The organism is Bacillus sp. CGMCC 1.60114 (genome assembly GCF_042676365.1).
In the GTDB taxonomy this organism is placed as follows: domain Bacteria; phylum Bacillota; class Bacilli; order Bacillales; family Bacillaceae_G; genus Bacillus_A; species Bacillus_A rhizoplanae_A.
Map to the genome: position 1 here is coordinate 44,235 of NZ_JBHTHG010000112.1, position 23,734 is coordinate 67,968.

Genomic DNA, 23,734 nt, shown 5'->3' on the forward strand with positions numbered 1-23,734 from the left:
TTTCATCCCCCACTGATGGTTAGTTGAGCTTTATTTCGCCATTAATTTTAAAGCTGTTTGTAGTTGCATATCGTTTTCACCAGAACGAATTTTTTCAACGATTTTGTTTTGAATTGCTTCTGCTGTTTTTTTATCAAGCTGACCAGTTGCATCTATATCGCTTGCATTTTGGAATGCTTTCACAGCAGCTTCTGTTTCTTTACTAAAATAGCCATCTTCACGCCCTGGCTCATATCCAAGACTCTTTAACATCTCTTGTGCATGCTTCACTTGCTCATCGTTATCGTTATAAGACAACGTTTTTTCAATTTGAATTGGCGTTGCATAGTAGTAATCAGGCTGCTTCACTTCAACAGTCGGTTCAATTCCTTTTTTATGAATCCAATTGCCGTCCGGTGTTAACCATTTAAACATCGTCAACTTAATGTTACTGCCATCCGTAAACGGTACAGCTTGCTGAACAGTGCCTTTACCAAACGTTTTCTCACCAATAAGAGGATAACCTTCTCCTTCACTTAAAGCTCCTGCCAAAATTTCAGAAGCAGATGCGCTGCCTTTATCAACTAATACAGAAATCGGATATGGTTTCTTTTCTTTTAGTGATGTGTAGAACTTCTGTTTTTCACCATTACGTTGTTCCACTTGAAGCATTGGCTTTTTATCTGTCATCAGCACTTTTAAAATATCTTCAACACTCGTTAAATAACCACCTGGATTTCCACGCACATCAATAACAAGTCCTTGTATATTTTTCTTTTCAAGATCTTTCAATTGATCTTTAAACTCTTTTGCTGTGTTTTCAGAGAATGATGTGATTTGTATGTATCCAATATCTTTCCCATTCTCTTTCTTCACAGAGCTAAATACAGTGAAAATCGGAATTTTGTCACGCTTAATTTTAAATGTTAATGGATCACTAACTCCGGTACGTTTTACCTCAAGCGTAACCGTTGTCCCTTTCTTTCCACGAATTTTCATGACTGCCTCTTCGCGGGATAAGTCTTTCACACTGTTTCCATCGACTGATAAAATTTGATCGTTCGGTTTAAGACCAGCCTTTTCTGCTGGAGAATCTTTAATCGGTGAAACAATCATTAACTTCTCATCCGTTTTATTTACTTCAGCACCAATTCCTTCTAACTCTGGATCAAGCGATTGTTCAAATTGCGTTGCTGTTTTCTTGTCCATGTATGTGGAGTATGGATCTTTCAGCGTTGCAAGCATCCCTTGAATAGCCCCTTCAACAAGCTTGTCATCATTCACATTCTCAACATAACGTGAATCAATTAATGCATACGCTTCGCGAATTTTATCCAGATTCGCTTGTTTTACATTGGCATTATTCCCTGCAATTGATTGCACTGTGTAAGAGCCATTTCCAAGCCAATACATACCTGCAAACATTCCGCCAGCGCCAATTAAAAACGTAACAATCATACCAATTATCGCAACTCTACGTTTCAATGCGGAATTCCCCTTTCCGAACACACAATGGTGTATGAAAAGGCATCACACACTGTGCGATGCCTTTATCTATTTCTACTATATGATAAGCTTGTACGAAATATGTTTGCAACTTTTTATACTTATATTTTTAAGAAACGACGGATTGACATAACGCTTCCCCACATACCGATTAATGCACCGATTAGCATTAATAATCCAGATAGCTCGAAAACGAACGGGCTATATGAAAGCAATTCAAAAATTGTTCCGCTAAATTTCTCATTAAACATAACTTGAAGTGAATTATATGAAGTTAAAATCACAATAATTGGAAGAATCGACCCTAGTACACCTAAGAATAACCCTTCTAGTAAGAATGGCCAACGAATAAACCAGTTTGTCGCTCCAACAAGTTTCATAATTTCAATTTCTGTGCTTCGTGCATAAATTGTAATTTTAATTGTATTAGAGATTAAGAACATTGCTGTAAATAAAAGACCAGCAATTAATATAATACCAATATTACGACCAGCTTTTACTGTATCAAATAATTTTTCTACTTCACCTTGTCCGTATTGTACTTTATTTACAAATTGCATTTTTCCAATTTTCTTTGCAATACTTGCTGTATCAGTTGGTTCTTTTGCCTTTACAACATATACGTCTTTTAACGGATTATCTTGCTCAAATAGCTCAAATGATTTCCCGCTATCTCCTAAACTTTTAATCAATCTTTTTAATTCTGCATCTTTAGAAGAAAATGTAATAGTATCGACTTTTGAAATCTTTGAAATATCTTCTTTTAATTTCTTTTGATCTTCTTTCGTAGCTGCTGGATCAATGTGTACACGAATCTCTACATCTTGCTCTACGTTCGTTGCAAAATGGTTCATATTCATAATCGCTGTTAAAAAGACACCTACAAGCAGTAATGTAACTGTTACTGCACTTACAGAAGCAAATGTCATCCATCCATTACGGGATAAATTTTTGACACCTTCTCGTAAATGTCGACTAAGGGTTTTAGTCTTCATATCCATATCCTCCCTCAATCTCGTCTCGAACAATTTTTCCATCTTCTATCGCAATTACACGGTGACGAATTGTATTTACAATATCCGCATTATGCGTTGCCATAATAATTGTTGTACCACGATCATTAATGCGTTTGAAGATATTCATAATATCCATCGCTGTATCCATATCAAGGTTACCTGTTGGTTCATCGGCAATTACAACTTTCGGACGATTCACGATCGCTCTTGCAATTGCAACACGTTGTTGTTCACCACCAGAAAGCTCACTTGGCAATGCCTCAGCACGATCATCAAGACCTACAAGACCTAACACTTCCATAACACGCTCACGAATCACGTCTCGTTCTTCTTCAATTACTTCTAAAGCAAACGCAACATTTTCATATACAGTTAACTTCGGAAGCAATTTGAAATCTTGGAAAATCACGCCTAGCTGACGTCGGAAGTACGGTACATCACGCTCTGCTAAAGATTCAATTACTAAACCATTTACATTAATAGAGCCTGTAGTCGGTTTCTCTTCACGATACATCATTTTAATAAATGTAGATTTCCCGGCTCCACTCGGTCCTACTACATATACAAATTCACCTTGCTTAATTTTAACTGTGAGTCCATTAACGGCTTTCATGCCATTTGGATACTCCTTATAAACATTCGTCATTGTTATCATTATTTATCACCCAATATTAATGATTTTTTTCGACACTCTATACTCTTCGTTGTTTAGCTATAGCGATCAAAAATTCAATCTTTCACTGCATCTTTAAACAATCGCTATTTCAGCTTCTCATGTATGTAAAGCTTTTTCTTCAAAATTCAACAAAAGACACTACGCCCTACATTGTACCATTATTCGGTTTCCAATTCGGATACAAGTTTGTTACAGTTGTGTTACATAGCGCATAACATATGACATGACACAAACAAATAAGACCTTCCGTCATCAAGTAACAGGTCTTATTTGTTTGAATTTCATACAGCGATAACTGAAGGTATTCTTGTTTAAACAATCGGCTCCGCTTTTCTCTCTTGTCCAGCTCCTGCGGCTAGAATCTCCGGTCGTTTCGCCCCCTCGGACGAGGCACAAAACTCCTCTCTGTCGGGGGCTCCAACGTCCTGCGATTCTGAATGAGCCGCTTCCGCTTTTCTTTCTGTCCAGCTCTGCCTCCTAGGCCCTCATGTCTAAGAACCTTCCACACGAGAAGGTAAAAAGCACCTTCTAGGTGAAAGAACCTTAGCCAACAGGCCTAAACAGTCGGCTCCGCTTTTCTTTTTACTTCTTCTCAGCTAGCCATTCTGCCACTTTTTTCGCGTCTTCGCCTTGAATTACACCAGCTGGCATAATGCCGCGGCCTTTAGCGATAATGTTTTCAATATCCCCTTCTGAATATTTTCCGCCCACTTTTTCTAAAGATGGTCCAGATAATCCTTTTAGGTCATTACCATGACATCCTGCACAGCTTTTTTGAAATATTTTTTCAGCGCTATCTGCACTTGCTTCTTGACTAGGACTAGCAGGTTTGCTTTCTTCCTTTTTCCCGCATGCTCCTACTGTAAGAGCTAATGATGTACCTAATACAATCATCAACAATTTCTTTTTCATCTATATCACTCCCTACTGTTAATTAATCCCTCAATAGCATTATAATGATTTTCCTGCAAATTCAAAACTTACCTGCATAACCAATATTAACCTAAATAAAAGGAGACGCTTACAGGCTTAATGCTTTTCAGTAATTGTTTCAATTTCGTGAACAAATGACATGATGCAAAACAACAAATTTTCCTTGCATTAAGAATACAAAAATCATCCTATTCTTCTGATCAATTACTTCTAACATTTTGTTATTTTCTACTTTTTACAAAACAATATACAAACTTGTATGCTACAACTACACCCACCAAAAAGAGAAGCTGCCTTGCAACTTCTCTCCTCTTTCTTTCCCTCTAGACAGAAGGTATACTTCTCATTTCCTCACGCATGTGCCAACGACCTGTTGGCGTTTTTTTATATCTATAGTTACACTTTACGAAATACGAGAACGTAAATATGCATCAATAAATGCGTCAATCTCTCCGTCCATAACCGCTTGAACATTCCCGACTTCTGTATTTGTACGATGGTCTTTTACAAGAGAGTATGGATGGAATACGTATGAACGAATTTGGCTTCCCCATCCGATTTCCTTTTGCTCACCGCGAATTTCATCAAGCTCCGCTTGTTGTTCTTCTAATTTTTGTTGGTACAGTTTTGCTTTCAACATTTTCATTGCATGTTCACGGTTTTTAATTTGTGAACGCTCAGATTGACATGTTACCACGACATTTGTTGGGATATGTGTAATACGTACAGCGGAGTCAGTCGTATTAATATGCTGTCCACCTGCACCACTTGCACGGTACGTATCTATTTTTAAATCTTCTGTACGCACTTCAATTTCAATATCCTCGTTAAACTCTGGTACAACTTCACAAGATACGAAAGATGTATGACGACGGCCAGATGAATCGAATGGTGAAATACGAACAAGACGATGTACGCCTTTTTCTGCTTTCAAATAACCGTAAGCATTATGCCCTTTAATTAATAAAGTAACACTTTTAATCCCAGCTTCATCTCCAGGAAGATAGTCTAATGTTTCTACTTTAAAGCCGCGTTTTTCTGCCCAGCGCGTATACATACGAAGCAACATAGAACCCCAATCTTGTGATTCTGTTCCACCTGCGCCTGGATGTAACTCTAAAATAGCATTATTCTTATCATGTTCTTCACTTAGTAATAGTTGAAGTTCGTATTCATTCATATCTGCAGATAAAGTTTTTACTTCTTCTTCAAGCTCTGCATGCAATTCTTCATCGTACTCTTCTTTTACAAGTTCATGCGTTACTTCTAGATTTTCAAACGTTTCATTAAGCGTATTAAACTTACCAACCATATCTTTTAAAGCATTTGCTTCATTGATGACTGTTTGTGCACTTTTTTGATCATCCCAAAAGCCTGCACCCATCATAATTTCTTCTAGTTCTGCAATTCGCTTTTCTTTTCCAGCGAGGTCAAAGAGACCCCCTAAAAGCCGCTAATCTCTTAGCCATTTTTTCTAGTTCTTGTCTAATTTCTACTAATTCCATTTTGGTCACCTCTATGCAATTACTATTACTTTTCTCATTTATCTCGCTGCCTACAAGCAGTAAGACCCTACTTCATTTTATACGAACAACAAGGCAAACTCTCTCTGCTTTTGCGAGAGAGAGTTCATCTCTTGTTATTATATGAATGATCATGAAAATTTTCCATCCATGGGGTAAAACATTCTAAACAAGCCGCTTCCGCTTTTCTTTTTTGTCCAGCTCCAGCAGCTAGAATGTTCGGTGGCTTCGCTTCTTCCTGCGAGGTAAAAAACACCTCTACGTCAGAAGCTCCATCCCCCTCTCATTCTGATCGAGCTGCTTCCGCTTTTCTTTTTTGTCTAGCTCTGCCTCCTAGCCCTTCATGTCTAAGAACCTTCCACACGAGAAGGTAAAAAGCACCTTCTGTGTGAAAGAACCTTAGCCAACAGGGCTAAACAGTCGGCTCCGCTTTTCTTTATTTCCCGATTCCACAGCAGTTTTTGTATTTTTTCCCGCTGCCACATTTGCATAAGTCGTTACGGCCTGTTTGTTCGCCTTTTACGACTGGTTTCTTTTTCGCAGCTTCATCTCCATCTTTTGGATGAATTGCTTCTCCTTGTGCTACTTCTTGACGTTCTAAGTTTTGTTCGATTTCTGCTTTCATAATATAACGAGAAATCTCTTCTTCAATAGAAGCAATCATCGCTTCAAACATCGCAAAGCCTTCCATTTGATATTCACGAAGCGGATCGATTTGACCATATGCACGTAAATGAATACCTTCACGTAAGTGATCCATCGCATCAATATGATCCATCCATTTCGAGTCTACAACGCGGAATACAACTACTTTTTCGAATTCACGTATTTGTGCTTCCGGCATTTGTGCTTCCTTCTCGTCGTAGTGCTCTTTCACTTTCGCAAAAATGCTTTCGATCATTTCTTCTGGTGCTAGACGACGTAATTCTTCTTCTTTCACATCACCTTCATGCAGAAGACTTGTATTTAAGTATTCAACAAGACCAGCAATGTTCCATTCTTCTTCTAATTCCTCTTGCGTATGAAGAGCTACAACACGTTCTACTGTAGAATGCATCATTCCTTCAATAATGCCGCGCAGATTATCTGATTCCATTACATCTTGACGCTGCTTATAAATGACTTCACGTTGCTGACGAAGTACATCGTCGTATTGAAGAAGCTGCTTACGAGCATCGTAGTTATTACCTTCTACTCGTTTTTGTGCAGATTCAACAGCGCGAGATACCATTTTACTTTCGATTGGCTGAGAATCATCCATACCGAGACGATCCATCATCGCTTTCATATTATCAGAACCGAAGCGGCGCATCAGTTCATCTTCCATTGATAAGTAGAACTGCGTCACACCAGGATCTCCTTGACGTCCTGAACGACCGCGTAGCTGATTATCAATGCGTCGGCTTTCATGACGCTCTGTACCGATAACAGATAAACCACCGTTTTCACGTACGCCTTCTGCAAGTTTAATATCCGTACCACGTCCAGCCATGTTCGTTGCAATTGTCACCGTACCTGGATGACCTGCTTCAGCGATAATTTCTGCTTCGCGTGCATGGTTTTTCGCATTTAAGACATTATGGCGCACACCTTTTCTCGTTAACATCTTCGAAATTAACTCGGACGTTTCAATTGCTACTGTACCAACAAGAACTGGTTGCCCTTTTTTATGACGATCAACAATATCATTTACAACCGCATTAAATTTCCCTTCCATCGTTTTGAAAATTAAATCTGCACGGTCATCACGAACAATCGGTTTATTCGTTGGAATAACGATAACTTGCATATTATAGATGTTACGGAATTCCTCTTCTTCTGTTTTCGCTGTTCCTGTCATCCCAGAAAGCTTCGCATACATACGGAAGTAGTTTTGGAATGTAATTGTCGCAAGCGTCATACTTTCATTTTGAATTTCTACGCCCTCTTTTGCCTCAATTGCTTGGTGCAATCCTTCACTGTAACGGCGACCTTTCATAAGACGACCTGTAAATTGGTCAACAATTACGATTTCGCCTTCTTGCACAACATAATCTGTATCACGCTGCATCACAACATGAGCACGTAACGCTTGGTTAATATGGTGAAGAAGCGCTACATGTTTTAAATCAAATAAATTTTCAATGTGGAATGATTTTTCTGCTTTGTTGATTCCTTCTTCTGTCAACATAACATTTTTCGTTTTCACATCGAATGTATATTCTTTTTCATTCGTTAATGTACGAACAAAGGCATTCGCAAATAAATATAATTCCGTAGACTTTTGCGCTTGTCCAGAAATAATAAGCGGCGTACGTGCTTCATCAATTAAAATTGAGTCTACTTCATCGATAATAGCAAAGTGAAGTGGACGCTGTACGCATTGTTCTTTATAAAGCACCATATTATCACGTAAATAGTCGAAGCCAAGTTCATTATTCGTACTGTACGTAATATCAGCAGCATACGCGGCTTGCTTCTCTTCTCGTGACATATGATTTAAATTGATACCAACTGTTAAACCAAGAAACTCATGCAATTGCCCCATCTCACTTGCGTCACGCTGCGCTAAGTATTCATTCACTGTAACAACGTGAACACCTTTTCCTGCAAGAGCATTTAAATATACTGGTAATGTAGAAGTTAACGTTTTACCTTCCCCTGTCTTCATCTCAGAGATATTCCCTTCATGCAGGGCAATACCCCCCATTAACTGAACAGGATATGGACGCATGCCAAGTACACGTGTTGCCGCTTCACGTACAACTGCAAAAGCTTCTGGCAGTAAATCGTCTACTGTTTCACCTTTTGTTAATCGTTCTTTAAACTCTATTGTTTTTCCTTTTAATTGTTCATCTGTCAGTGGTGACATTTGAGGTGCTAATGCTTCGATTTGATCCACGGTTTTTTGCATACGTTTTACGTGACGTTCATTTACATCAAACACCTTTTTTAAAATACCGATCATGGGAATACGCTCCTCTTTTATTAAAATAAAACTTCCATCAGTGTTATTCGTTATTACTCTTTTCACTGATTGGTCGCTATAACACTCAATCTCATTGCTTTACTAAAAAATAGGATTCTTTTCCTTAAAAAAGTGTAAACCTACTGACAATTGTAACACTTGTTTTATATCTATGACAACAATCGGCCAGACGCGTCCTCATGAAAACCCTCCCACCTATCTTCTGTAGAAAAGCGGAGGCGGGGGTCTTACTGTCTACGAATAGCGGGATAAAAACAAGAAGTCTTTCTTATAGCATCAACTTATTAGCAAGTTTACAATATACGAATCAAAAATGGCTATTAAGATGTTCCCAACAACCTGAAAAAAACGCAGCTATTGCAGCTGCGTTTCCTTTATATTATTACTATTTAGTTTCAATTACACCGTATTTTCCATCCTTACGTCCATATACAACATTTGTTTCATTTGTTTCTGAATTTGTAAAGACGAAGAAGTTATGACCTAACATATCCATTTGTAAAATTGCTTCTTCTACATCCATTGGTTTTAAGTCAAATCGTTTTGTACGAACAAGCTCTAATTCATCTTCAAGCACCTCTTCTTGCGCAGGCGATTGATCTGGAATAATTAACATTGTTTTTGTAGAGCCTTTTTCACGTAACTTACGATTTACCTTTGTTTTATGCTTACGGATTTGTCGTTCGAGTTTATCTACGACTAAATCAATAGCTGCATACATATCGTTATTTGTTTCTTCAGCGCGAAGTAATAAATCCGGAAACGGAATTGTTACTTCCACTCTTTGCTTGTCAGAGTACACTTTTAAGTTTACCTTAATTTCTGGAAAAGTATCAAAATAGCGCTCTAATTTACTTAGCTTTTTCTCTACATATTCCTTTAATGCTGGAGTTACTTCAATATTTTCACCGCGAATGTTAAATTTCATAAGATGAACTCCTCCTTTCAAGCCTATGTATAGGTTTTCGACAAAGGTATCAAAAACCCTTCTTTCATTTTTAAATTTTTTGACAAAATCGATATTTTTTTATCGATTTTTGTAGAAAAAGAAGTATAATTCCTTTTTCTATTATTATTTTATCCTATTTATATCGTATTTATCATATATAAGTGTGAAGAATCAGTTACAAAAATACTACAACTTTTTGACAACTCTTTGTGTATCCCGTTATTCGCAGGCATTAAGACTCCTACCTCAAGATTGTCAGGAATCCGAAGAAAATAGGTGGAGAATAATTGATGGGGGTTTCCTTTATGATAAAGCCTCCGTTACTTATGCAACGGAGGCTCTTCTATGTGAAACGATGGTCTTTGAAGCTGCATCATGCTTCAATTATAGCTTCACAACATTTGCTGCTTGCGGACCACGCGCACCTTCTACAATGTCAAATTCAACCTTTTGTCCTTCTTCTAGCGTTTTATATCCATCATGCTGGATGGCAGAAAAATGAACAAAAACATCGTCACCGCCATCGCGCTCAATAAACCCAAAACCTTTTTCCGCATTAAACCATTTCACTTTTCCTTGCATGTTCTTTCCATTCCCTTCAATCTTAAAATAAGGGTACTACCCCCTACTTTGAATATAACGAATGGCAAAGCACAAAGTCAAAGAAGACTTGTCGCCTTTTTATTATACCTTTCGACATACCTTATTTCTCAATATACACAGAACGCACAATCGTTCGCGTATATGCTTTTCCCCCTTTATTCTTTCCTTTAATGTCAATCGTTACATTATACACGCCGGATTTTGCGACATCTGGCAAATTCCCGGTAAATGTGACTGTATCTATCTTTTGCAACTTATCGGAATGCGCTACTAAATTCCCACCCTTATCTACAATGTGTACATCAAAAGAAAGATTCTCCTGCTGCAAGGAGCCGTGTGGTGATTGTTTCAACTTAAACTCTGCTTTGTTTTGCTTGACTTTACCTGGTATTTCTAACGTAAAAGGTGCATCTTTTTTATAATTAGCTAGCATGAGATATGCATCTTTTTCATCTTTTTTTGTGTGTGACATCATTTTTAAATGCCAATCCCCTGCCTCCATTTGATCAATCTGGAATGTTCGGATTGTCGCTCCGCTAAAATACGCATATTCTTCTCCCGTCGTTACTTTGCTATTTTGATTCGTGTACACCTTACCAGATGGAGCAATAAGCTGTATCTTTACGTTTGGAGATGCAGTCAACACAGAGATGTTTCCATCTGTTACAGCATCCACTGCAAAAGTTTGTTCCACCCAACTGTTTGATGTGAGTGGTCCTCCTAACACCGTCTGATTAGCATTAACAGCCGGATTTTTTTGTGATTCTTCAAATAATATACTTTCGTTTGCAATAGAGGCAACCGCAGAAGTATTACGCAAATAAGGCTCAATCCGTGAAAATACAGCTGATCCTGTTCGAATGCTGTCGTGATCCAAGCTTGAATCCGTGAACAGATGTGTTCCATAAGGAAGCTTCGCGCTCCATTCATTGACTAGCCCATCGTTAGGTCCATACCAAGAGAGATAAAGTCCGCCCATGGACAGTGCAGAGAAAGCAGGTCCCCAACTTGTTCCAGCGACCGTATAATAATGGTTCAACTTAGCATTTGGATTACTATCCGTTATATTACGAAACTGCGCCATTTCCCCTGTCTGCAAAGAATACGTACCGTCATCCCGTTGCCCTAACATGGAAGCAAGCCAACCTGCCCACCAGCTATAAGCTAAGTCCGCCAAATTAGATCCATAATGAGGGGAAGCAAGCGTCACTACGTTTCCAACAAAGCGACTTGCACCGTAGTGAATGAGCGCTGTTTGCGTATCAGGTCCCCCTTTGCTGTGTGCGACAATATTGACCTTCTTACCAAAATGATTATAAATTTTCTCTAGCATAGAAGCGAGCAAACGACCATTATCCCATTCACTTGCCGAACCCTTCCCAGCCGCATCATATAACTGAATGAAAACCGTTTGATACCCTGCATTGTAAGCGTAATTATACATATCGTTCATCCCGTGATAAACGGTTTCACCGTACCAGTCCTTAGCAGTTCCATTCTTACCTTGAACGAAAACGATAGGTGGTTTATTCGTAGCATTCTCAGGGGTTGCCCCTAAAAACCAACTCCCAGGAGTAAACGATTCTGACGGCGGAAAAATCCCACCAGACATTTGCGTAGAACTAGCGGAAATGGATGAAATATGAAAAGAACAAAAAGCAAAAATAAAAATAGTCAATACTGCGAAAAAACGTTTGCACTTATGCAACACAGCAGCCCCCCTTATTTAATTTGCAATTCCCATCTTCATGCAAATACGTTGTTCTTTAATTCATCCGATAATTTATCGTTGCTGGAATAATAAGCGTCTAATAAAAAATGTCTCCTTAACTTTAATTTGAATTTTCTGACTCATTTACTTTTTATTTTTCTACCTCCATTGCACTTAATGGTGATGAACCTATTCTTTCTTAATTTCTTAAAAACCTTCTAAAAAATTAACACTCCACGTTGAGAAAATACCTATGAAATGAAGCTTCTATCGATGTGAATTCTTACTGCGCAAAAACTCTGAAACACTTCGAAAACGTATTTACACTGAACTACATTAACAAAGAGGACACCAAACAAAAATTCAACGGCAAAGCGTCAATGATGAAACATTCCGCGCTCCTTGTTCATAGAAGCATTGTGCAGCTTGTCGCACCGTAATCCCAGTTGTGTATACATCATCAATTAAAAGAATATCCTTTCCGTAAAACGATTCTTCCTCTGCAAAATAAAAGGGGCAAGGGCGCTGCAAACGCTCTGCTCTTGTTTTCTTACTCTGCTTTTCTGCATCGCTTCGCATAAGTGATGTTTTCACAATTGGAATAGATAAGCATTTCGCTAACAATTCCGCTTGATTAAATCCTCGTTCATATTTTCGCTGCAAGCTAAGCGGAATCGGGACAATACAATTACAATGCGAAAAATGTTGCTGAAAAACATTAGCAAAAGAAGAAGCAAACACTTGAACAAGAGCTGCATCACCGCGAAATTTAAAGCGCGTCAGCACTTCTTTCATCCAATCATTATATATATAGACAGATCGATTTTTTACATATACATACTGAAAATGCGGGTCTTGCTTCCAGCGTAAACAATCCTTGCAATATTTATCTTGTTTATATTCATTTGATAAATACTGAAAAGATCTTCCGCAATCCGCACAAACGTCTCCTATAATATAAGAAAATTTTTGTTCACAGTAAGTGCATACGTACCTTTTTTCTTGTTCAACAAAAAAAGAAAACCAGCTCGGCAAAACAGTGATAACATCATCACAAAGAAGGCAACGCATTAATCTACCAACCCTTCTTGCTTCGCTCGTTTGTTCATTGATTGAATTTGTTTTTTTGCTGCAACCATTGCTTCTGTCTTTCCATAATGAAAATAGACTACATCACCATAAGGAGCATGACTACTACGCCCCGCTCTTCCTGCAATTTGAACGAGTGCACTCTCTGAAAAAACATGCTCTTCTGCCCCTAACACCGCCACCTGTAAATTCGAAACGGTAACGCCTCTTTCTAAAATTGTCGTCGTCACTAATAGCGGAATCTCTCCCTTTCGGAATGAAGCCACCTTTTCTTTTCGCTTTAGGTCTTCCGCATGCACGCCTTCTATACGATTATCAATACGTTTTAAAATAGAAACAATTTCTTCTACATAACAAACATGAGGAACAAATAAAAAAATAGGATATTGCTTTTCAAGATATACATGAAGCCATCGTAGAATAATTGAAGGTAAGGTTTTCTTTTGGATGGATTTCCGCCAATTCCCGCACCAGCGAAAAATAGGGACAGGCAGGGGATAACGATGGTAGCGTGCAGGAATAATCACGCCGTTTTGTTTTCCATTACGAAGCTTTCGCTGCCAGTCTTTAGATGGAGTCGCTGTTAAATAAATAAACGCAGCATTTTCTTTACTAGCAGAGATGACTGCGTATTGCAGCGTTTCATCCAGTGAATAAGGAAAAGCATCAATCTCATCAACAATCATGACATCAAATGCTCTGTAATAACGAAGAAGTTGATGAGTTGTTGAAATAACGAGCTGTCCCTCTTTATATAAGTCGTCACTGCCACCATATAAGGCGCAAATTGAAACAGATGGGAACACTTCCTGTAAACGGGGATAAAGTTCGAGGACAACATCCGTTCGCGGCGTCGCAATACAAACGCGTTCTCCGTTACTTAGGGCTTCTTGTATACCATGAAATAACATTTCTGTTTTTCCTGCACCGCACACTGCCCATATAAAAAAGGTTTCTTTCCTTTGCACTGCACCTATAATTCCGTTCGCGGCCGTTTGTTGTCCTTGTGATAACTGACCTTTCCACTCTAGACAATCAGTCATGATCTCATTTTGTATAGGACCAATCCAACGAACAAGCAACGTACATTCACTCACCCTTCCCATCATGATACACTTGCGGCAATACGTACACATCCGATTGCAACGATGGCATAAAAACGAAAAGAATAACCTCTGCTTTTCATTCCCGCAGTGCTGACACATATAACGAGAGTTTTTCTTTACAACACCATGTTCATAACGAATGCAACCGTCTCGTTCCAAGCGATGAAGTTCTTCCTTTGATAGTAATACTTCCTCTAGCAGTAACTGCCGACCTTCTAGCATTCTACTCCCCCCTTCTCTTTTTACTATAAAAATTTTGAAAGAGTTTGTAAAAAATCAAAAAAGCCGATAACCTACTCTTAAAATAGTAAGCTATCGACCTTATTCACGTATTTTATATAATTTAAATTCTAGAATCTACCGTAACCTAAGAAGTGCGCTTGGTTGTAACTGCTGCTAAGGTCAGAATATCCAATTCCTTTATCACCAGCATGAATCATTTGTCCGTTACCAACATAAATACCGATATGAGATGGACCTGGTTTATACGTACCTTGGAAGAATACTAAATCACCAGGTTGTGGGTCACTAATATGCTGAACAGAATTCCAGTATCCAGCTACATCTTGACGACCTACGCCGTAAATGTAAGAAATGAAACCACTGCAGTCAAATCCGCCGTTAGATGGGTCTGCACTACCCCAAACGTATGGTTTACCAAGGTATTGTTGTGCCTTTCCAATTACACCTGTGGCAGGAACTGAACTATCTCCGCCACCTTTTGCAGGTGCTGGTGCAGGTTTCGAGTTAGAACCTGAAGCTTGTCCACCACCATTATTTGCTGGTTGCGGTTTTGGTTGTGCCGCTTGCTCAGCTAAGCTTTGTAAGTATAGAGCTTGTTTTTCTAGATCTTTTAATTGACTTTCTGTGCTAGTCATTCCGTTTACAACTGTTTGCATTTTCGCACTTAACTCATCTACCGCTGCTTGCTTTTTCGCTTTTTCAGCATCAAGTTCTTGTTTCGCAGTTTCAATTTTCGCTTGTGTATCTTTTAATTCTTTTTGTTTTGCTTTTACAGTTTCCACATCTTTTTTCACTTTATCTTGGTCCGCTTGTTGCGTTTTCATAATATCTTGGTCAGAATCAAGAATTTGTGAAACAGAAGTTAAACGATCGATTAAATCAGCAAGGCTCTTAGAATTTACAACCACTTCCGTTACAACATTCGTGTTTGGTTTCTCTTGAAGAGCAACTAAACGCTTCTTCAACAGTTCTTCACGCTGTGCGATTTTCGTTTGTAAATCTGCGATCTCGTTATTTTTTTGTTCAATTAACTTTTGTGTATCTTCTACTTGCTTTGTTGTTTCAGTAAGTTTTGCTTCGTTCTCTTGAACAGACTTGTCCAATTCTTGAACTGTCTTCTTTAATTCATCCATTTGTTGTTGGATTGCATCACGTTCTTGTTGTTGTTTATGTAAAGTGTCTTTTTGTTGTTGAATTTGTGTGTTTACATCTTCAGCAAATGCGCTTGGTGTTACTACTGAAAACATCATAAATCCTGCTGCTAATGCGCAAGATGCGATTTTTAATTTTTTCATTATGTTTTACACCGCTTTCTTTTTCTTGGTTTTCCGAATTTATCTAATAAAATTTATACCATAATTACCAATGTTTTTTAGCAATGTTACGCTTTTGTAAAATAAATGTAATATTGCGCTTGTAATTCCCTGACAATTATTATACTTTTTTGTAGAAATATAGGGGATGAGAACGATACTTTTTTCTCTTTTGTCGTACGCTTTCATTCACTTTACAGTTATGTGATGTATAACAAAAACTATCTGTTTCATCTATTGTAATACAACAAAACTCTCTTGCTATTACACAAGAGAGTTTACTAATCTATTAAGCTTTTACTTCCCCTAACCAAACACCATTTTCATTGAACTTATGCCATTTACCATTGATTTGATAATCCCCGCTTACCATTTCGCCCTTCTCAGCAAGGTAATACCATTGATTTTTATATTGCAGCCAACCGACTCTTGCTTTACCATCTGGATTGAAATAATACCATTCCCCTCCATCTTGTACCCAGCCTACTTGCATCGTTCCATCTGCACCAAGATAATACTCACCATGTTGCGTAGAACTTAACATTAATCCTCTATGGATGTAATACCATTTATTGTTATACTGTAACCAACCTGTATATATTGTTCCATCTTCATTTAAGTAATACCAACGTCTCTTATCATCTGTATCCTGCTCCCAACCTGTTCGCATTACACCATCATTTCCAAAATAGTAGTTCTTTCCATTAACAGTAACCCAATCTGTTTGTGCTTTACCACCTACAAAGTAGTACCAAGTTCCTTTATAGTTTAACCAGCCATTATATGCACTGCCATCAGCATTAAAATAGCACCACACATTATCAATGAAATTCCAACCTGTCGCCATTGATCCATCTGGGTAATAATAAAAGCCTCGCGTATCTTCACCTATCCAGCCTGTTATCATTTTCCCGTCCGGTCCGAACCAATACTTTTTACCCTTATATTCGAGTCCATCATAGTGTACCTTTCCACCCGTATGAATATAATACCAGCTGTTATCGTACTGAACCCAACCTTCATTGCTATACATTGCACCGTCTTTTCCTAATAAGTAACCTGCATTTTTATCTTCAATATAACCCGTTTGCATTTTTCCAGCTGCGTTCAAGTAATACCATTTTCCCCTATCATATAACCAACCTGTCTTCTTCACGCCATGTTGGTCATAGTAATACCATGTACTTCCTTCTTTTACCCACCCCGTTTGTTGCATAACCTGCTCTGCAATATTCGTATCCTTTTTTGGAACTACGGTTTCTTCCGCATGAGAAATTGCAGGAACTATGAACATTGCAGACATTAAAACTGGTAAAATAACTTTCTTCATTTTACATATCTCCCAAATAATGATTAATTTTGGTTTTTTTCCACAAGAGCAATTATATTACACTCAAAATGCATGTACAATACTTTTTGTAACATTCATGTAATATTTTTTATAAAAAAGAAATATTTTTACCTCATTTTTCCTTCTTTGTAAAATAAAAAAGCACAGGAATATCTTCCTGTACTTTTTCATTCCACTATTTCCAAGCAGTAAAAGCTCGATTAGTGAACCCATTTCTCTGCCCATTTTTGTACTTCATCCATTACACTCTCTAACGCTTTTCCTTTATCTGTCAAACCATATTCGATACGAACTGGCACTTCCGGATAAACGGCACGCACAACAATTCCTTCACTTTCTAATTCCTTTAAGCGCTCTGATAGCATACGGTCGCTCATATTCGGAATAATATCAGCAATTTCTCGAAATCGTTTCGGTTCTTCTAACAGTGATTTAATAATTAATCCTGTCCACTTTTTACTCAAAAGCGTAAAAGCAGACTCGAACTTCGGACATAAACACGGATTATGTTCCATATGTTTCACCTCTCCTCTATTATAAAATAGTTTCTTATAAAAAGTAAGTGATAAAGCTGATTTTATTCTTTATATTTTTACCAAAAAAGCTCTCTACATGAAAGAGAGCTTTTTTATTACTTTGTATACCACCCGAACCCAAGAGCACCTTCTCCTAAGTGTGTACCAATTACCGCTCCAAAATAACCAATTCGAATTTCCACATGCGGGTATTTTTCTTCCAATTCTTGTTTCCATTCTTTTGCTTCTTCTTCCCGATTGGCATGAATGATAACTGCTTCCATTGGCATACCTTTACTTGCTTGTTCATCAAAAATTTCAACGATACGCTTTAATGCTTTTTTACGCGTACGAATTTTTTCAAACGGAATAATCACTTTATCACGGAAATATAGTACTGGTTTCACTTGTAATAAACTCCCAATGAATGCTTGAGCGCTATTTAACCGACCTCCACGCTGCAAATGATGTAAATCATCCACAACAAAATACGCATCCACTGTTTTCTTCATTTCATCAAAACGAGCGATAATCTCTTCCGGCGTTTTCCCTTCACTTGCCATTTTTGCACCTTCACGTGCATAAAATCCTTGTACCTCGCAGCTAATTTCTGAGTCATATGTATATACCTTTACTCCGTCTACCATTTGACCAGCTGTCGTTGCCGTCTGGTATGTTCCACTAATACCACTAGAAAGATGAATGCTAATCACTGCATCATATTCTTTCCCTAACTCTTCAAATAACTCAACAAACTTACCGATAGCTGGTTGAGATGTCTTTGGCAGTTCTCCCTGTTCACGAACTTTCACATAAAAATCTTCAGCTGTAATTTCAACTTCTTCTTGATAAGACTCATTTCCAAAAATAACATTCAAAGAAATCATATGTATATTTAACTCTTCACGAACATGTTTTGGTAAATATGCCGTACTATCAGTTACAATAGCTGTTTTCATTTTCGTACCTACCTTATAAACAAATTTATTATTAATTGTACATGAAAATGGAAAAAGGTGCATTAACTGATGAGAAAACGGGAGGTTAAAATTATAAACACTATTTCAACAATTTACAACAAAAAAATTCAAATTATAATAAGAAATGTTAAATTTCTGCAAAAAAATATTTGAAACTCCACCCTAGCCCTTTTAGAATAAAAAGTATTGATAATTTATATATCTAACGGGTAATATGTTCTTCATCTTCTAAGAAAAAAAGAAAATGAAGGTAAAGAAGAACTCGATTTCATAAAGCTAACCATCAGCCTGGGATGGAGCTGTCCACTGATGGAAGGTTCACTTTACCCCGCTCTAACGGGCAGTAGCATGTAATACATCGCTGTAAAATCAAACTGCCCGTATGAGCCCGATTGGTTCAACTAACCATCAGTGAAAAAGTCGCTCACTGATGGAAGGTTCACTTTACAAAGATAGGGGCGTAAAAGTTAGTGCTACTACAATATTTTACCGTAAAAGGATACGGCGAACATGAAATAGTGATTCAAAAATCTCGCTTTATTTGTCATGTAAGTCGTGTAACAACAGAGAAAGAAGCTCAGGAATTTATTCAAAAGATTAAAAAGCAACATTGGAATGCAACTCATAACTGCTCTGCCTACTTAATTGGCGAACATGACCAAATTCAAAAAGCAAACGACGACGGAGAACCTAGCGGTACAGCTGGTGTCCCGATCCTAGAAGTATTAAAAAAGCGTCACTTAAAAGATACTGTCGTTGTTGTCACACGTTATTTCGGTGGCATTAAACTAGGAGCAGGCGGTTTAATTCGCGCATACGGGAAATGTACAAGTGAAGGCCTAAATCATGTTGGCATCGTTGAAAGAAAGCTGATGCGCATCATGAAAACTGAAATTGATTATACATTACTCGGAAAAGTTGAAAATGAACTGCGCAATTCCATATATACGATTAAGGATATACACTACTTAGATCATGTCACGTTTGACACATATGTAGAGGAAAATCAAAAACAATCATTCACAGAATGGATGATTGAAATCACAAATGGGAAATGTACAATTAATGAAGATGAGATGCTATATCTAGAACAAGATATAGTCCAACACTAATTTATACTTAAAGGAGATTATTTATGGAAGATCGTTATCATCATCTCCAAAATAGAAGAACGAAAAAGAAAAGAAGACGCAAATCACTTATATTCCTTATTTTTGCTCTCCTCATCGGAGGCGGAGCAGTTTATGCGTATACTTCTTACTCTTCTTTAATGGGAGTTTACAGCGGCTTGAAGCATGATAAATCTAAACTCCGCACAGAGGACGTAGAAATTACGAAAAAGCCATTTAGTCTTTTAATTATGGGAATTGAAGATTATGCCACAGACGGCCAAAACGGACGAACGGATTCCTTAATGTTTGCAACTATTGATCCAAAATCCAAAAAAGTATCTTTAATGAGTATCCCACGTGATTCACGCGTGACAATCGCTGGACGTGACAGAAAAGATAAGATAAATGCAGCTCATGCCTATGGCGGAGAAAAAATGACAATGGATACAGTGGAAAACTTTTTAAAAGTACCTGTCGATCATTATATTAAATTAGATTTTAAAGGATTTAAAGGCATAGTCGATGCAGTTGGCGGCGTTACAGTGGATGTTCCATTCGATTTCTGGGAACGCTCTGATGTTAACTATTACAAAAAGATTGAGTTTAAAAAAGGACCACAGCATTTAAATGGGGAAGAAGCTTTAGCTTATGTTCGGATGAGAAAGCAAGATCCGAATGGGGACTTTGGCCGTGCTGCGCGTCAACGTCAAGTACTTGAAGCGGTGTTAAAGGAACTAAACTCACCTTCTACTGTATTTAAAATTAATGACATTGCGAAGGCAATCGGAACGTATATCAAAACAGATATACCTGTATCAGATGGTCTGGCACTCTATAAAGAATTCTCTGGCTTTGATACATCTAGCATTCAAACAGTTAAAATGGAAGGCAAGGATGCAAAAATAGACGGAATTTACTATTTCATTCCAGACGAATCCAATGTCCAACAAATTCACCATACCTTTATGCAAAACTTACAACTTGAAGATTCAGCTCCTGCGTCGGATACACAACAGCAATCTGGAACACAAGAACCAGATACACAACAGCAGTCTGAAACACAAGAACCGGTTAAACCATCTAGCTCGAATATACAACATGAGCCTGAAAAGCAAGAGCCGACTAAGCCATCTCATAACTCAAATATACAACATCATACAGAGAAACAAGAACAATCTACACCATCATCTAAATCGAATGAACACAAAACAAATTCAACCAATCATCAATCAGATAAAGAATGGCAAATGTCTGCACATTAAAAACAGCTATCTCCGTAGTGGAGATAGCTGTTTTTTTATCCCGCTCTAACGGGCAGTAGCATGTTATTCATTGTTGAAAAGCCAAACTGCCCGTATGAGCCCGATTGGTGGGAGCTTTCCAGCAGTGAAAAAATCACTCACTGCTGGAAGTTTCACTTCATTACTTATTAAAATGCTCCACAATTGCTTTCACGATACGTTCTGACGCATGCCCGTCACCATATGGATTCGATGCTTTTGCCATTGTACTGTGTGCTTCTTTATCTGATAATAACTCATTCGCTAAAGTGAAGATTGTTTCTTCATCTGTACCAGCAAGCTTTAATGTACCCGCTTCGATACCTTCTGGACGCTCTGTTGTATCACGAAGAACAAGAACTGGCACACCAAGTGATGGCGCTTCTTCTTGTACCCCGCCAGAATCCGTTAACATTAAGTATGAACGTGATGCAAAGTTATGGAAATCAATTACATCAAGCGGCTCAATTAAATGAATACGGTTATGATCTCCTAAAATTTCTCCTGCAATTTCACGAACAACAGGATTCATATGTACTGGATATACAACTTGCACATCTTCATGTGTTTCTACAAGACGTTTAATTGCACGGAACATATTGCGCATCGGTTCACCTAAATTTTCACGGCGATGTGCTGTCATAAGAATCAGACGGTCATCTCCAACCTTTTCTAAAACAGGATGCGCATATGATTCTTTTACTGTCGTTTTTAACGCGTCGATTGCTGTATTTCCTGTAATAAAAATGTTTGCTTCTTTTTTGTTCTCTTGTTGCAGGTTTGTTGCAGATTTTGCTGTCGGTGCGAAATGAAGATCTGCCATAACACCTGTTAATTGACGGTTCATTTCTTCTGGGTATGGAGAATATTTATCCCACGTACGAAGACCGGCTTCTACATGACCGATTGGAATTTGATTATAAAATGCAGCAAGGCTTGCGATAAATGTCGTCGTTGTATCACCATGTACAAGAACAATATCCGGTTTTGCTTCTTTCATGACTTTATCTAAACCTTCTAGGCCGCGCGTTGTAATATCAATTAACGTTTGACGGTCTTTCATGATATTTAAATCATAATTTGGTGTAATACCAAAAATATCTAACACTTGATCTAGCATTTGACGGTGTTGTGCCGTTACTGTCACAATGGACTCAATTTGTTCTGGATGTTTTTGTAACTCTAACACAAGAGGGGCCATTTTAATAGCTTCGGGACGCGTTCCAAAAATCGTCATTACTTTAATGCGTTCTGTCATATTCAGTTCCTCTTTTCTTTCAGTGTTTCAATTCATCATACGAGATAACACTTGTTATTATATATGAGAATTCTAAATGTCAAAAGGAAATATTTCCTAAAAGACATGTGAAACATCACGCTTTTGAACTGCTCTTCTACCAATAGAATAGTAATCAATAGCATTTTGCTCCACCTCTTCTAAATCATAACAATTTCTTCCATCAAATAAAATGGGTTCATTCATAAGCTGTACATACTTCGCAATAGGGTACGCTCGAATACTTTCCCACTCCGTTACAATAAAGGCAGCATCTGCTTTCATAAGAGCAGTATCTATATGTGTCGTATATTGCACTCGATTTGCAAATATGCGCTGCGCATGTGGAATTGCCTTCGGGTCGTAAACAATAATATTAGCTCCCAATGTCAGTAACTGTTCAATAATCATAAGAGACGGTGCTTCCCTTATATCATCTGTATTGGGCTTAAATGAAAGACCAAGAACCGCAACTCGTTTTCCTCGCAGCTCCGTCACCTTTTCTGCCTTCTCCACGAGTGAAGCTTGTTGCTTATTATTCACTTCAATGACTGCTTTTAACAATCTAAAATCATGCGCCACATTCCCCGCAATTTGCACAAGTGCGTTTGTATCTTTCGGAAAACATGAGCCTCCGTATCCAATACCTGCTTGCAAAAAATGTGGACCAATTCGTTTATCGATTCCCATACCAACTGCCACTTCTGTCACATCAGCCTGTACTTTTTCACATATATTTGAAATTTCATTGATAAAGCTAATTTTCGTCGCTAAAAAAGCATTCGATGCATACTTAATCATCTCTGCACTGCGCACATCCGTTGTAAATATTTCAATTGAGAGCAACTCGTACAGCGCAGCAACTTTCTTTGCAATCGCTGCTGTTTCTGCTCCAATTATAATTCGATCACCATGAAAGAAATCATGCACGCCAGACCCTTCTCGCAAAAACTCCGGATTTGATACAAGATGTATACGTATATCTGTTTGCAATGACCCTCGAATCCATTCTTTCATCGCATCATTTGTACCAACTGGAACCGTACTTTTCGTTACAACAATAACATCTCGTTCTGCGTACATACCAATGTCGCGGCATACATTTACAATGTGTGTTAAATTTGCAGATCCATCTGAGTAGGAAGGTGTACCAACCGCAACAAAAATAAAATCAGCTGCCCTGTAAGCTTCCTCTTGCTTCGAAGTAAATGATAATCTCCGCTTCCAAACAGCTTCTTCCAATAGTTTTTGTAAGCCTGGTTCATAAATCGGCAGTTCGTTTTTCTCTAACAAACGTATTTTTTGTTCATCAATATCAAAACAAGTCACAGAGTGCCCGATCGTGGCTAATCCAACACCTGTCACTAATCCGACATATCCAGTACCTACTACGGTAATTTTCATAAACAACACCCCCTACTTATGGTTCGTTGCACTTTAATCTTATTATATGAGACATCTTTAGCTTCATTTTTTAAGCTTTTGTAAAGAAAAGCGCAAGACCTCTACTCAGCCTCCAAAATAAAGGCGCTTCGGAGCCAAAACTCTTCGACTCTTATAAAGTGACACTTCCATCAGTGGGGGCTTACCGCCCAAAAATAGCGG

Annotated in this window: 19 protein-coding genes; 2 read left to right on the forward strand and 17 right to left on the reverse strand. The window is 38.1% G+C overall.

Features of this window, described 5'->3' with window-relative positions:
* Nucleotides 1-30 precede the first annotated feature (30 nt).
* From ACFQZ1_RS18050 to ACFQZ1_RS18120, 15 genes are all read right to left on the reverse strand, one after another.
* Entirely contained in the window at nt 31-1,464 is a 1,434-nt protein-coding gene (locus ACFQZ1_RS18050) for a S41 family peptidase (protein WP_377883578.1), read from the reverse strand.
* Nucleotides 1,465-1,586: 122 nt separating this feature from the next.
* Complete coding sequence (gene ftsX / locus ACFQZ1_RS18055) at nt 1,587-2,480, reverse strand: permease-like cell division protein FtsX (RefSeq protein WP_377883579.1); 894 nt, start codon at nt 2,478-2,480, stop codon at nt 1,587-1,589.
* Nucleotides 2,470-3,156: a cell division ATP-binding protein FtsE gene (ftsE, locus tag ACFQZ1_RS18060; RefSeq protein ID WP_377883580.1), complete on the reverse strand. Its 687-nt coding sequence runs from the start codon at nt 3,154-3,156 to the stop codon at nt 2,470-2,472. The genes ftsX and ftsE overlap by 11 nt, the downstream gene beginning before the upstream one ends.
* A gap of 603 nt (nt 3,157-3,759) precedes the next feature.
* On the reverse strand, nt 3,760-4,089 hold the full coding sequence (cccB, locus tag ACFQZ1_RS18065; RefSeq protein ID WP_377883581.1) for a cytochrome c551: 330 nt from the start codon (nt 4,087-4,089) through the stop codon (nt 3,760-3,762).
* A gap of 424 nt (nt 4,090-4,513) precedes the next feature.
* A protein-coding gene (prfB, locus tag ACFQZ1_RS18070) for a peptide chain release factor 2 (RefSeq protein ID WP_377883582.1) occupies nt 4,514-5,615 on the reverse strand; the annotation gives its coding sequence in 2 pieces (ribosomal slippage) (nt 4,514-5,542 and nt 5,544-5,615; 1,101 coding nt in all).
* Between the two features lie 454 nt (nt 5,616-6,069).
* The gene (gene secA / locus ACFQZ1_RS18075; RefSeq protein WP_377883583.1) at nt 6,070-8,580 is read right to left on the reverse strand and encodes a preprotein translocase subunit SecA; all 2,511 of its coding nucleotides are present in this window, start codon (nt 8,578-8,580) and stop codon (nt 6,070-6,072) included.
* A gap of 406 nt (nt 8,581-8,986) precedes the next feature.
* A complete protein-coding gene (gene hpf / locus ACFQZ1_RS18080; protein WP_377883584.1) occupies nt 8,987-9,529 on the reverse strand; it encodes a ribosome hibernation-promoting factor, HPF/YfiA family in 543 nt (180 codons plus the stop codon).
* 405 nt (nt 9,530-9,934) lie between these two features.
* Nucleotides 9,935-10,132: a cold-shock protein CspD gene (gene cspD, locus ACFQZ1_RS18085; RefSeq protein WP_098308341.1), complete on the reverse strand. Its 198-nt coding sequence runs from the start codon at nt 10,130-10,132 to the stop codon at nt 9,935-9,937.
* A gap of 121 nt (nt 10,133-10,253) precedes the next feature.
* Nucleotides 10,254-11,795, reverse strand: coding sequence for a lipase family alpha/beta hydrolase (locus ACFQZ1_RS18090; RefSeq protein ID WP_377883656.1), 1,542 nt, complete (start codon nt 11,793-11,795; stop codon nt 10,254-10,256).
* Nucleotides 11,796-12,227: 432 nt separating this feature from the next.
* Entirely contained in the window at nt 12,228-12,935 is a 708-nt protein-coding gene (locus tag ACFQZ1_RS18095; protein WP_377883585.1) for a ComF family protein, read from the reverse strand.
* Nucleotides 12,935-14,281: an ATP-dependent helicase ComFA gene (locus ACFQZ1_RS18100; protein ID WP_377883586.1), complete on the reverse strand. Its 1,347-nt coding sequence runs from the start codon at nt 14,279-14,281 to the stop codon at nt 12,935-12,937. The genes ACFQZ1_RS18095 and ACFQZ1_RS18100 overlap by 1 nt, the downstream gene beginning before the upstream one ends.
* Before the next feature lie 128 nt (nt 14,282-14,409).
* Nucleotides 14,410-15,597: a C40 family peptidase gene (locus ACFQZ1_RS18105; protein ID WP_377883587.1), complete on the reverse strand. Its 1,188-nt coding sequence runs from the start codon at nt 15,595-15,597 to the stop codon at nt 14,410-14,412.
* Nucleotides 15,598-15,904: 307 nt separating this feature from the next.
* On the reverse strand, nt 15,905-16,945 hold the full coding sequence (locus tag ACFQZ1_RS18110) for a cell wall-binding repeat-containing protein (RefSeq protein WP_377883588.1): 1,041 nt from the start codon (nt 16,943-16,945) through the stop codon (nt 15,905-15,907).
* Nucleotides 16,946-17,166: 221 nt separating this feature from the next.
* Nucleotides 17,167-17,481, reverse strand: coding sequence for a winged helix-turn-helix transcriptional regulator (locus tag ACFQZ1_RS18115; protein WP_098308329.1), 315 nt, complete (start codon nt 17,479-17,481; stop codon nt 17,167-17,169).
* A 116-nt stretch (nt 17,482-17,597) separates the two neighbouring features.
* Nucleotides 17,598-18,440 (reverse strand): DegV family protein, encoded by an 843-nt coding sequence (locus tag ACFQZ1_RS18120; RefSeq protein WP_377883589.1) that lies wholly within the window; start codon nt 18,438-18,440, stop codon nt 17,598-17,600.
* A 491-nt stretch (nt 18,441-18,931) separates the two neighbouring features.
* Between ACFQZ1_RS18120 and ACFQZ1_RS18125 the strand changes: the two genes are divergently transcribed.
* On the forward strand, nt 18,932-19,573 hold the full coding sequence (locus ACFQZ1_RS18125; protein WP_377883590.1) for a YigZ family protein: 642 nt from the start codon (nt 18,932-18,934) through the stop codon (nt 19,571-19,573).
* 23 nt (nt 19,574-19,596) lie between these two features.
* On the forward strand, nt 19,597-20,835 hold the full coding sequence (locus ACFQZ1_RS18130; RefSeq protein ID WP_377883591.1) for an LCP family glycopolymer transferase: 1,239 nt from the start codon (nt 19,597-19,599) through the stop codon (nt 20,833-20,835).
* A 160-nt stretch (nt 20,836-20,995) separates the two neighbouring features.
* Here ACFQZ1_RS18130 and wecB read toward each other — a convergent pair whose 3' ends face one another.
* Nucleotides 20,996-22,111 carry a non-hydrolyzing UDP-N-acetylglucosamine 2-epimerase gene (gene wecB, locus ACFQZ1_RS18135; protein WP_377883592.1) on the reverse strand — a complete coding sequence of 372 codons (1,116 nt, stop codon included), beginning with the start codon at nt 22,109-22,111 and terminating at the stop codon, nt 20,996-20,998.
* A 96-nt stretch (nt 22,112-22,207) separates the two neighbouring features.
* The gene (locus ACFQZ1_RS18140) at nt 22,208-23,533 is read right to left on the reverse strand and encodes a UDP-glucose dehydrogenase family protein (RefSeq protein WP_377883593.1); all 1,326 of its coding nucleotides are present in this window, start codon (nt 23,531-23,533) and stop codon (nt 22,208-22,210) included.
* Nucleotides 23,534-23,734 lie beyond the last annotated feature (201 nt).